Consider the following 11749-nt stretch of genomic DNA (forward strand, 5'->3'; position numbering starts at 1 on the left):
CCCTTGGTCTCGAATTTTGAAAGTTCATCAAGGAGAATGCCGATCCAATCTGGCTTCACCAGAATGAGATGTGGGAACTGATACCTGAGAAAGAGTCGTTTTTCGAGCCGGATTCGGCCACTGAATTAGAAACAACGGAAGAGGCTGTCACCCTCAAGGCGCGTTTTCAGATTGAGTTTTTGTTTCGCGATGCCAAGCAGTTTCTGGGCCTCAACGACTGTCAGGCACGCAAGGAAAAGGCCTTGCACTTCCATTTCAACGCGTCCATGACCGCGCTGAACTTGCTCAAGCTTGAGGATCGACAGCATCAATCCGGCGATAGACGGCGGGTGATTTCTATCGCTCGCTGGAGAACCCGCAACGCCAACGCGCACCTGCTGGAACGCTTTTCTTCTTACTTAGGTCTGGACTTCAATGGCATAAAATCCCGGCCCAACTTTGAGGAGATGTGCCACTACGGCGCTATTGCATCATGAAACTGTCCGAACCATTGGGAACTTAGAGCGCCGAAAAATAAAATACTGCAAAAAAAGAATGATTTTATAGTGTTGGCGTTGTAGCCCCTGGTTCACAGCGCATTGATCGCAGCACTTAATTCCGGAAAGTTGCGCAGTGTTATCATTGATGCCACCGGCCCGGAACCACTACCCGAAAAACACCCCTTTTGGAGCGACCCGCACATTATTCTGACGCCACACATTGCATGCATTACGCGGATAGAAGCATGTATCCCTGTCGTGTGTGAAAATATCCAACGGCATCGTCGCGGCGATACGTTGGACTACGTGGTCAATCCGGCTCTTGGATATTGAGCCTGCGCCCTGCCATGATGGAACGCATCAAGGCGACACTGCCCTACAGGGACAATTCAATCCCGGCAAGCAGCTGTGAGCAGAAAAGAAAATACCCGCGCCCTCCCCTTATGGAAATGCGCGGGCAAGTTGTTACGCCCCTGCTTGTGAGATGAAGCGCGTATCAAGATACGCATTAATCGCCTCGCTGCCGCCTTCAGTACCGTAACCCGAGTCTTTCACACCACCAAAGGGTGTTTCAGGCAGGCCGAAGCCTATGTGGTTAATCGTCAACATACCGCTTTCGATATCACGCCCCAGTGCCATCGCCGTTGCGTTCGAGCGTGTATAGGCGTAGGCGGCAAGCCCATAGGGCAATCGGTTAGCTTCCATAACTGCCTGCTCATAGGTCGAGAAAGGTACCAACAGTGCCAGAGGCCCAAAGGGCTCTTCGCTCATTGCGTTGGCATCCATTGGAACCTCTGACAGAACAGTGGGCTCGAAGAAGAAACCTTTACCTTCAAGGCGCTTGCCACCGAGACGAACCTTCGCGCCTTTCTCTATTGCGTCGTTTACAAAACGTTCGAGCGACTCAAGCCCTCGCTGGTGGGCCATCGGCCCCATAGTGGTATTTTCATTGAGGCCATTGCCAACGTTGATTTCGCTAGCAGCGGCAACGAACTTATCAATAAATCTCTCGTAGATGCTTTCCTGGATGAGAAAGCGTGTCGGCGCGATGCATACCTGCCCAGCGTTGCGGAACTTGGCGACAGCAAGCTGCTGAGCGGCAACATCGAGATCGGCATCTTCAAAGACGATAACCGGTGCGTGACCGCCGAGCTCCATCGTTGCCTTTTTCATATGCTGACCGGCTAACGCCGCAAGATGCTTGCCGACGGCGGTTGAGCCAGTGAACGAGATTTTACGAATGGAGGGATGCGCAATCAGATACTCCGAAATCTCAGAGGGTACGCCAAAGACGAGGTTGACGACGCCTGCCGGCACCCCAGCGTCAGCATAGGCACGGATCAGCTCGGCAGGGGCCGCAGGCGTATCTTCCGGTGCCTTGACGATAATGGAGCAGCCTGCCGCCAGCGCAGCAGATAGCTTACGAACGACTTGGTTGATCGGGAAATTCCAAGGTGTAAAAGCCGCAACCGGGCCAACGGGTATTTTGACGGCCAACTGCTGGACATTCGCCTGACGCGAAGGAATCACTTGCCCATAGGTGCGTCGCGCTTCCTCAGCGAACCAGTCGATGGTATCGGCGGCCCCCAGGGTCTCAAGGCGCGCCTGCGCCAGCGGCTTGCCCTGCTCGGTGGTCATGATCATGGCAATCCGGTCAGCACGCTCGCGTAACAGTTCCGCGGCTCGGCGCATCACTTTGCTACGTTCAAATGGAGAGGTTGCCTTCCAGGTATTAAAGCCATGCTCTGCTGCGCTGATCGCCAAATCGAGATCATCCTTCTCAGCATGAGCGATATGGCCAATGGTCTCTTCTGTCGCCGGGTTAATCACTGGTATCGTCTTGCCGGCTATCGCACTACACCACTCGCCATTGATAAAAAGCTGTACGTCTGGGTACATAATTACCTCTAATGTGATCGTAGTTAGTGCCGGTAGTGGTACAAGCAAACAGTCCTGAAAGATACTTTACCTGTACCAAGAAATGACGCTATTTTCGCCTGAATCCAACCAGAAAGCTGTCGCCTAGTGCTGGCTCAGGGGATATAGCGCCCCCTCAAGCCTCCACCTCTTTGGGGTCGGTAAAATCCTGATAGATGCCATGAGTGCTTATCAAGCCTGCCTCAGGGGTACCAAAGGTTTCACCCGCCTCACATTCTTTGCTGCTTGGTCATAGGCTTTATGGCGAACATCCCATAACTCAACAGCGTGTTGGATATTCAGCCAGAACTCCGGTGTATTCCCCAAAGCCGCTGCGAGCTTGATCGCCATAGGAGCAGTCAACACCCCTTTGTCATGCGCTATCCGACTAAGCGTATTTCTGTGCACACCCATTGCTTCAGCGAGTTCGTTGATTTCAATATTCATCGGATCCAGGAACTCGGTCACCAACATCTGACCAACCGTCACAGGACGACGTTTTGTATTCCTCATTTTCTCAACCTCCTCTAGCCCCTATACGCGTGAGGATCTAGATATGTATCCAGGGCAGTACCGTCACTCCAACGAAAAATCAGCCGGTACTGCTTGTTAATCCGGATTGAGCACCATCCAGATAAATTGCCCTGAAGATGTTCAAACCGATTACCTGGGGGCAGTCTCAAATCCGATTGATCAGTTGCCACATCTAGTATTTGAAGCTTCCTGAACAAAGCCCCTTCGATGTTATTGGGTATCTTTTTGTGGCTCTGATCATCTTCGTAAAAGGCTTCGAGCCACTCATCTCTGAATTCAACAGCCATAGTGCCCCACTTATTATATGCACAACACAATTGTGCATCAACCTATAGTTGCCATCAAGAAACGTTCTGGGGGAGGCGGAAATCATGATGCCTGAGTAGCAGCCGGCAACATCCTGGTCGCTACCCAGATATATGCGCGGGACGCGATCATTTTCCTGAAGATACGACCATCGCCTCACCTAGTGCCTGCATAAAACGGCTGCCCGCTTCAAGCTGGTCGATATCGATATACTCATCGGGCTGGTGGGCCTGGCTGATGCTGCCGGGGCCGCAGATCACCGTGGCCAGCCCTTCGCGCTGGAACTGGCCAGCCTCAGTGGCGTAGGCCACGGCACCGCCTATTGCCTGCTCACCGAGCAACGCTTGGCATAGCGTCAACGCTTCGGCATTGTCGCGGTCGGCCAGCGCGGGGACAGTGGCATTCAGCGTTTCGGTGACAATGCTGGTTTGCGGGGCGCGCTGGTGCATCTTGGCTTCGAGTTGGCTGGCGTAGTCGGTAACACGGCCTAACAGCTCGTCGACGCTGTCCTGAGGCAAGTGCCGGATCTCCCAATCGAAACTGCACTCTCGGGCCATAATATTGGTCGCCGTCCCGCCAGCAATCTTGCCAACGTGAAGACTGGAGTGCACCACGTTGAAGGCCTCATCCACACGTCCCTCCGCCTTCAGCTCGCTCATAACGTCTTCGATCTTGGTGACTAGGCGTGCAGCCACATGGATCGCCGAAACCCCCTGATTGACCTGGCTAGAGTGAGCGGCTTGGCCGGTCACGGTGGTGCGCAGGTTGGTGGCGCCTTTTTGTGCCACCACTGGTGCCATCGAGGTGGGCTCACCGACAATCACCGCTGCCGGGCGCGGATGGTCGGCCATCAAACGCTCGATCATCCGCGGCGCGCCCACACAGCCTATCTCCTCGTCGTAGGAGAGCGCTAAATATATAGGCTTTGGCAGGTTCAGCTGAGCCCAGCGCGGTACCTCAGCCAAGGCGCAGGCGATAAAGCCCTTCATATCGCAGGTACCGCGGCCGTAGAGGCGGCCATCGCCCTTATCAATCAGCTTGAACGGATCACTGGACCAGGGCTGGCCGTCCACCGGCACCACATCGGTGTGTCCCGACAGCACCACGCCGCCTTCGACAGCGGGGCCGATGCGCGCCAGCAGGTTGGCCTTGCTGCCATCATCGCTATCGATGCGCCAGTGCTGTACACCGTGTTCATCTAAGTAGGCCTCAACCCACTCGATAAGCGCTAAGTTGGAATCGCGGGACACCGTGGGAAAGCCCACGAGTCGATCAAGCATGCTGGAAGCGTTGGGCGTTGTCAGGGGCATCGTGGATCCTCACTTGAGTCATTGGAGGGACGGCCGCACTCGGCCACAGCGGCTACCTTAGCCATATAATCTTCGGCGGCCTCCATATGGTCATACATTAGCTGCGCGGCGCGCTCGGCGTCGCGGGCGCGAAAGGCTTCAATTAGATCAAGATGATAATCGTGGCCGTAATAGTTCAAATCAATGCCGGTCAAGGCGGGGTCGTACTGCTGGGCCACCACTACCTTGAGCAGCAGGCCGTTCAGAAACTCGATCAGAAAGCGCAGTAACGGGTTGGGCGAAGCCGCGGCGAGCAGATTATGGAAGTTGATTTCATCTTCCCTCTCCGAGACACCGCGCCCGTCGCGCCGATAGCTGCAGCAGCGCCCGGCGGTGGCTGTCAACTGGGCCAACTCTTCCTCGCTGAGTAACGGTGTTACCTGGCGCGCCAGTGCCGGTTCCAGCAGCTTGCGAAGTGCGTAGATGTCAGGAATCGACAGATCACGACTAAAGCAGAAATTCCATAGCATCTCGTTGGCCGTGTCGGCACTGACTTCGGTGACACCGGCCCCTCCTCCGGGGCCGCTTTTTACCCGTACCAAACCCTGAGTTTCGAGCGACTTCAACGCCTCACGAAGTGTCCACTTACTGGTTGAAAAACGCTCAGTAAGGGCGGACTCGTTCTCCAATCTGGCCCCGAGCGGCAGCTCACCGGACAGAATCCGTTGCCGCAGCCCCTCGGCGATCTGATCTGAACGCTTCTGGCTCATGCAGGCCCCCAACCAATCATCACCGCAAACGCCAGAAACCCCCAACTGAGCAGAAATATCTTGACCAGCAGAGGGAAGAAGAAGCGCACCCAGCGGTCATAAGGTACCCGAGCGATCGCCAGCATTGCCAAGGTGCCACCGGAAGTGGGAACTATCAAATTAGTCAGACCATCACCAACTTGGAATGCCAGAATCGCAGTCTGGCGGGTCATGCCGATCAGATCTGACAGCGGAATCATGATGGGCATAGTCGCCATAGCCTGCCCGCTACCCGAGGGGATAAAGACGTTGATGACCGAATGGACCAATGTCATCGCCAGCGTTGACACCAAAACCGGCAGCCCAGCTAGCGGTTCGGCCAGACCATGGACGATGGTGTCGCCGATGCTTCCTTGCTCAAGCAGTACCTGGAGGGCGCGTGCCAATCCAACCAGCAAAGCGCCGGTACAAACTGAAGCGGCGCCCTCAAAGAAGTAACGATTGATATCGGTGGGTGAGAGTTTAGCCATCGCGCCGATAGCGAGCGTCATGGCGATGAAAACACCGGAGATCTCGTTGATGTACCAGCCATGGGCGAAAACGCCGTAGAGCATAATGCCAAGGCCAACGACAAAGGTGCCGATGACTCTTAGATCTGAAGCCGATAGTCGATACTCGCTGATTGGCTTGTCAAGCGACACCTTTTGTTCGTCACTTTCAAGCAACGACGCACTCGAATCCTCACGCAGACGCTGCATGTAGCGACTGGTGTGATGGGCCAGAAGCGCCAGAGCGCATAGGCATAGCACGCTTCTCAGACCGGCACCCGAGAACATTGGCAACTGTGCGATTTGGTCGGATACGCCGACGGTATAAACGTTGATCGGTGAAGTCGCGAAGCCAATCCCAACGCCACCGAGGGCGATCGCCGTGCCCACCAGCCGGTCTCCGCCCATGGCAAGCCCCAACAGAACGGCGAGCGGAATCAACGCAATGTTGTTCTCATAGCCGACCGCAACACCCAAGACGCCGAAGACGAAAGTCATCAACCAGATCAAGATGGAAGGACGCTCGTGCCCCAGCCGCTTTACCAGGGTGCCTACCAGATTCTCCAGTGCTCCGGTGGCTTCCATCACGCGGAACAAGCCACCACCAATGAAAACGATGACGATGATGCTGGCGGCACCAATCATGCCAAGCGGAATGGAATGAAAGATCGAAAGTATGGATGGGGCCGACTGATCAATAAGATGGAATGTCCCAGGAATCACCGCGCTGCGACCATTGATATCATGGCGATCATAGCTACCGGCGGGGATGATCAGCGTTAATACCCAGACCACGCAAATCAGGCAGAAGATGAGAATGGCGGGATGGGGAATACGTTGATACCAAGGCTTACGAGCAGTCGTTACCGAGCTATGTGCTTTCATGAGCACCTCCTTTTTTGCGGTTGCTGTTGTTGTGCTGGGCGCTCAGAGCCATGTAAGGGATCGCTGTCATCCCCACGGCATTTTTAACTATTATAATAAATACTAAATTATGCGAAGTGGTGGATTCCTGTCAAATCCTCTTAATGTCTTTCACGGCGACCAGCCGATAGCCGATGTCGACCATCAGCCGCTCACTAACGCCCTTATCGACGATTGGCGCGACCCAGCCTGGAGGCGGCAACTTGCACATGGGCCTCTGCCCCGGCACCGCGGGGTAGCCACTGCTCAAACAGCGTATAGCTGCCATCCGTTGCCGCGTTATCAGCCAACACGCTCCATACCCCCCCCATTCCACCAGTAGGCGGGGGCCTGATGTACGCTAGAAGCAAACGGTTGTACGGCCGCTTCGGGCAGCGCCTCGGTGGTCATATTGCTGGGGCTGGGGGGATCGGCGGCGGGAAGCCCCAGGATAGGGATCTGTCCATAATCCCGCGAGAGTTGCTCCACCAGCCTGCGGGGCGGTAGCGCATTGACCTTCGCAGGCAGGGAGAAGCCCATCACAAATAACTCAAAACCGGCAGGCAGGTAGAAGTTCAGCAACTGAGTGCCCGGCGCATCAACCACAAACGAGTGCTGGGCGAAGCGCGGAATACCCACAAAGCTGCCGGGGCCCGCCGAAATCTGCTGGCCACCCGCTTGGTAGGTGCAGTGCCCGCTGATGATGTACATACCCTCATCGGCCGGATGCGCATGGGTACAAGGGCCGCCGCCCTGATCGGTAACCAACTGATCAAGAAGGCAAAAATCACCACCGGTCTGCACGCCGTATGTACTGGTGACTCGCACGATTATTCAGCGCGCTTCTTACGTCGTGCCTCAATCACGTAGCGGTACACACGTAGTATCGCCATGGTAAATTGCTCAATGCTCTGCTCCAAAGCGTAGCCTGAGGCCTGACCGCTCATCCGCGCTTTAAGCGCGTCATCGTTGAGCAGGGTATCGATACGTTGACACCAGGATTGAAGGTCAGGCGCTGTTTTGTAGCCATTAACACCGTGCTGGACGATATCCTCAATGCCGCTTGAGCGAATCACCACCACAGGCAGCCCCGCCGCCATGGCTTCTAGCACTACCATGCCCTGCGTTTCCGAGCGCGATGCGAAGACAAAAAGCTCGGCCAGATGACAGTAGCAAGCCACTTCGTCGGGTGGGACTGCGCCAACCAGCGTGACGTGCTTGCTAAGGCCTAACGCTTCGATACGCGTCTGCAATCGCTCACGGTCATGCCCCTCGCCAAGGAGTAGCAAGTGAAAATCGTGCTCACTGCTATCGCGTAAAAGCGCTAAACCATCGAGCATAAAATCGATGTTTTTTTCTTTACTTAGGCGTGAAATCGACACCAGCACGCGTTTGCCTTCCAGCCGGTAGCGTTGGCGTAGCGTATTGAGAACAGCGCTGTCAGCGCTGGCAAAACGTGCGTATTCAATACCCGTCGGCTGAACAAAGATCGGTTGTTTGACCCCAATAATACGCAGGTACTCTTCGGCGGAGCTTGTGGGCACAATCACCGCATCGCAGCCGTTGGCAAAGCGCTTGACCAGTGTGTGGGAAATCAAATTGCGAAACAACGGCCCTGGCAGCGGCACATAATGAGCATAGTGCTCCAAGCGCGTGTGATAGGTGTAAACCACGGGCACCCTCAATAAACGGCCCAACAGCTGACCGGTGCGGCCCATCCAGAAAGGATGGTGAACATGAATCACCTGCGGAGCAAAGGCGCGTACACGCTTAACCAAACGCCAAGAGAAAATGTTAGCCAAGCGAAACTCTTTATGGCGAACGATTGGCAAAAGCGGGGCCAGTCGCAGCACATCGACTTCCTCGTCGGATTGCTGGGGGTAGCGCGGGGCGACGATCAGCACACTGTTTTTAAGCTCGGTGAGGCCACGTTTTAAGCGCTCGATGGAGATCGGCACGCCGCCAATAAAGGGCAAGTAATTGTTGGTGAACATGGCCACCCGAAGAGGCGTGCCAGTGCCAGCGTCCGGGTCAATATCGAAATTGGGGTAATAATCCTGTTCGGTAAAAATGCGGTTGTAGAGCCAGAGCGCGATAGCAATGAACGTAGAAACGATCAAGATAAAATTCAGGTAGCCGACATAAAACAGTGAGTAGATGAAAAACCAAAAACTCTCCAATGTACGCCAGAACGGGTGTTGGCCGATATCCAAGCGCTGTTCGCTGATCTGAACAGTCTCACCGTCGACGCTGACCGAGACAAAATGATGATAGCTCTCGTCATCATTGAGCACTAGCCCACCGGCGCCGCCGGTGACGATGTAGTCCGTGTTGCCGTGCTGTTGGTGATCAAACAATGGCACCCGGGAGGAGAATACCGCATCCACCCCAGCCTGCTCGATCAGACGAGTGAACGCTTGGCGTGCGGTGTCCTCAAGGTGGTAGTCATCGTCATCTTCCAGACCGAAAAGCCCTGAGCGATCCACCGGGTAGAGCGGATGGGCGCTGAATAGAAACTGATTCGATTCACGCGCTGTGGCGAGCACTTCCTTAAGCCAGCGCGTTTGCCAGCCGAAATCGGTGGTGCCGGTGCTGTCGAGAAAGGTGAAGCGGCTTTTTCCTGCGGCAAAACTAAAGTGATAGGGGCCGAAGTGGTCATAAAAACGAAAGCCACCGAGTCGGCTCTCCTCGTGGGGGCCGAAGGTCAACAGGTACGGCATTTCCAAGTAACTTAGGGTGCCAAACAGCGCACGGTATTTGTCTTCGCCGCCGCTGGCGACAGCATTACCTGCCGAAATGACAAAGTCATAGCCCTCGCGATTGAGGCGAGGGATAATTTTGCGCTCAAAAATACCCACCGAGTTGTTAATGTTGCCCAGCACGGCAAAACGATACGCCTCACGCTCAGCCAGCATCGTCTCAATGGCGTTGACCTGGATGGCGTGGTCGCTGGCAAAATCTTGTTCAAAAAAATTAAGGTAAGCCTTGTAACCCAGCAGTGCGGCAATGAGGGCAAGATTGAGATAAAAAAACCACGATATGAGTCGCTGGCGGGGCACTCGGCGTGTCTCCTAGACATACGGTTAGCAATAAGGGCGATAAGCTGCCACAAACAGATACGCACGTCGACACCACTATTTTTATTCGCCACGTACGTAATCGACATTTAGCGTAACCAGGAGACAAGACAGATGGCGCGTTCCATTACAATAGTGCTAAGTGTGTTAACGGTTCTGCTAGCACTCGGTGGGCTATGGCAATGGCTGACGGTCAATGACACGGTGACAGTGGAGAGTGTTCGTGCGTGGGTTGCCGCATTCCCTCAGTGGCGAGATTCGTCGTGGGCGTTCGTGCTGGTAACGGCCGTCTATGTGGCCGCACTTTTGGTGATGTTTCCGCTGAGCATTCTGGTGGCGGTCACCGGTTTGCTTTTCGGCCCGGTGTGGGGGTTTGTGTATGCAACGCTTGGGACACTGGCGTCATCGGGAGTGTCGTATGCTGTAGGGCATTACCTCGGGCGCGAGGCGTTGATGAACTATGGCGGCAAACACATGAAAGGGCTTTCGCACTACCTATCCCGACGTGGCATCCGTGCAATGACACTGATTAACCTGCTTCCATTGGCACCTTTTACTCTGACTAATATGATGGCTGGTGCCTTTCACATCAAGTTTCGCGATTACATGATCGGCTCAACCTTGGGCATTTTGCCAGGGCTAGTCGCAGTCACGCTATTGGGCAGCCAGCTTGGCGATCTTGTCACCGCCAGTAACACCCGTGATGTCATGCTGTCGCTGGCCGGTCTAGGGCTCGGTATCTTGCTATTATTTGTGCTGCGTCACTACTCGCGGCGCAAATCGCGTACGCGCTAGCGATTTGCTTTTACTCAGCCGACAATAAACTAGCTGCCGCTAGCGACTGCAAACTGATCACGTCGATCTTAAGCCTGGGCGGCACGCCCACGCTCGACAAACAGGCATGGAGTTAGTGGCAGATAGCGCTATCATCCTCGATAACGCTTAGGGTTTCCGACACACCCTCTTCGTGTGTTAACTACCGTTATTAAATACCGTTCTTGAAACAGACTCGAGCCCATCACGAAACAGATGGTCACTGCATTAAGAAGCTTAAGAGCAGGGTCTATTGCTCGAATGACTTATCGACAACGCTCCAACATAGAAGCGCCTTTGGGCACCTATCTACTATGGAGCATATTATTGTGTAAAACCGACTCTAACTGGGTGCCTCGCTAACAAGCTATAGCGCATCACTCATGCCCATAAAGATTGGCATCCTGATGGCGAGATCAATGTGCGGATCGGTGCCGTGTGAAACGTCACAGCGCTTATGCAGGCCGAGAAGGCACCAATAATGTTCATGGGCATGCCGCGGATGACCGAGTGCTCTGTACGGTGGCACGACAGCTGGAAGGCTGATAAGCCACAGTTCACTTAAGCAGCCTGTACTAGGCTGGCTTTAGTGGAAAATTGATCAGATATGCGAACTAATATGACAAAAGCGTAGCTATTGAGCCTAACCCCCGCTAACGCCCATAGCGGCTGGGACGAGCAGTGCACCGTTAACGAGATAATATCCGCTCGACCATAGTAGCCAACCACGTCCAGGGCCTGTTGACGTAGTGCGGCAAAACAAATATCACTCATGGTATGGGTAGATCAGAGCGCCCTGGCAAGGGCGCTCGCTAATACGGAGTTTTGTGCAATAAGAGCCAAAAACTAAGCTTCATCACGTAAACGGCATTTAGGCCGGAAGGATGTTCTGGTTGATACGGAAGAGGTTGGTCGAAGGGAAAGACGATGAGACCGCACAGCACATCCGGGCCTACTTGCCCCACTAGCTTGCCTTTATCGTCGATATGTCTGGCCTTGCCTAAAGCCCGTTCGCGACCATCCCATAACATCTTAAACACCTGTTAACAAAGGTCGCTCTTCAGGTATTTTCATCCACTTGCTTCCCCCAGCTTGGCGTAATCGGAAGATAACTCCTACGTTGTTTTAAAGACA

The 11749-nt window shown here is 54.5% G+C and carries 13 protein-coding genes; 3 read left to right on the forward strand and 10 right to left on the reverse strand.

Annotated elements, in window-relative coordinates:
* Positions 1-68 precede the first annotated feature (68 nt).
* Together ACT3UM_RS10505 and ACT3UM_RS10510 are read left to right on the forward strand one after the other, a co-directional pair.
* Complete coding sequence (locus ACT3UM_RS10505; RefSeq protein WP_498898547.1) at positions 69-476, forward strand: hypothetical protein; 408 nt, start codon at positions 69-71, stop codon at positions 474-476.
* 102 nt (positions 477-578) lie between these two features.
* Positions 579-812, forward strand: a complete 234-nt coding sequence (locus ACT3UM_RS10510; protein ID WP_498898549.1) for an NAD(P)-dependent oxidoreductase — start codon at positions 579-581, stop codon at positions 810-812.
* A gap of 132 nt (positions 813-944) precedes the next feature.
* Here ACT3UM_RS10510 and ACT3UM_RS10515 read toward each other — a convergent pair whose 3' ends face one another.
* The 9 genes from ACT3UM_RS10515 to ACT3UM_RS10555 form a co-directional block, all read right to left on the reverse strand.
* Positions 945-2378 carry an NAD-dependent succinate-semialdehyde dehydrogenase gene (locus ACT3UM_RS10515; protein ID WP_498898551.1) on the reverse strand — a complete coding sequence of 478 codons (1434 nt, stop codon included), beginning with the start codon at positions 2376-2378 and terminating at the stop codon, positions 945-947.
* Positions 2379-2588: 210 nt separating this feature from the next.
* Positions 2589-2909 carry a HigA family addiction module antitoxin gene (locus ACT3UM_RS10520; RefSeq protein ID WP_498898553.1) on the reverse strand — a complete coding sequence of 107 codons (321 nt, stop codon included), beginning with the start codon at positions 2907-2909 and terminating at the stop codon, positions 2589-2591.
* 14 nt (positions 2910-2923) lie between these two features.
* Positions 2924-3217 carry a type II toxin-antitoxin system RelE/ParE family toxin gene (locus tag ACT3UM_RS10525; protein ID WP_498898555.1) on the reverse strand — a complete coding sequence of 98 codons (294 nt, stop codon included), beginning with the start codon at positions 3215-3217 and terminating at the stop codon, positions 2924-2926.
* Between the two features lie 147 nt (positions 3218-3364).
* Entirely contained in the window at positions 3365-4546 is a 1182-nt protein-coding gene (gene argE / locus ACT3UM_RS10530) for an acetylornithine deacetylase (RefSeq protein ID WP_498898557.1), read from the reverse strand.
* Complete coding sequence (locus ACT3UM_RS10535; RefSeq protein ID WP_498898559.1) at positions 4537-5295, reverse strand: FadR/GntR family transcriptional regulator; 759 nt, start codon at positions 5293-5295, stop codon at positions 4537-4539. The genes argE and ACT3UM_RS10535 overlap by 10 nt, the downstream gene beginning before the upstream one ends.
* Positions 5292-6707: a YfcC family protein gene (locus tag ACT3UM_RS10540; RefSeq protein WP_498898561.1), complete on the reverse strand. Its 1416-nt coding sequence runs from the start codon at positions 6705-6707 to the stop codon at positions 5292-5294. Before ACT3UM_RS10540 ends, ACT3UM_RS10535 begins: the two co-directional genes overlap by 4 nt.
* A 203-nt stretch (positions 6708-6910) precedes the next feature.
* Positions 6911-7036 (reverse strand): hypothetical protein, encoded by a 126-nt coding sequence (locus ACT3UM_RS10545; protein ID WP_498898563.1) that lies wholly within the window; start codon positions 7034-7036, stop codon positions 6911-6913.
* Positions 7029-7553, reverse strand: coding sequence for a cupin domain-containing protein (locus ACT3UM_RS10550; protein WP_498898565.1), 525 nt, complete (start codon positions 7551-7553; stop codon positions 7029-7031). The genes ACT3UM_RS10545 and ACT3UM_RS10550 overlap by 8 nt, the downstream gene beginning before the upstream one ends.
* A 2-nt stretch (positions 7554-7555) precedes the next feature.
* Entirely contained in the window at positions 7556-9784 is a 2229-nt protein-coding gene (locus tag ACT3UM_RS10555) for a glycosyltransferase (protein ID WP_498898567.1), read from the reverse strand.
* Positions 9785-9916: 132 nt separating this feature from the next.
* Here ACT3UM_RS10555 and ACT3UM_RS10560 point away from each other — a divergent pair, with 132 nt between their 5' ends.
* Positions 9917-10597, forward strand: a complete 681-nt coding sequence (locus tag ACT3UM_RS10560; protein WP_498898569.1) for a TVP38/TMEM64 family protein — start codon at positions 9917-9919, stop codon at positions 10595-10597.
* 579 nt (positions 10598-11176) lie between these two features.
* Here ACT3UM_RS10560 and ACT3UM_RS10565 read toward each other — a convergent pair.
* The gene (locus ACT3UM_RS10565; RefSeq protein ID WP_498898571.1) at positions 11177-11389 is read right to left on the reverse strand and encodes a hypothetical protein; all 213 of its coding nucleotides are present in this window, start codon (positions 11387-11389) and stop codon (positions 11177-11179) included.
* Between the last annotated feature and the right edge of the window lie 360 nt (positions 11390-11749).

Origin of the sequence: Halomonas sp. AOP13-D3-9, assembly GCF_052379125.1 — a bacterium.
GTDB lineage: Bacteria > Pseudomonadota > Gammaproteobacteria > Pseudomonadales > Halomonadaceae > Vreelandella.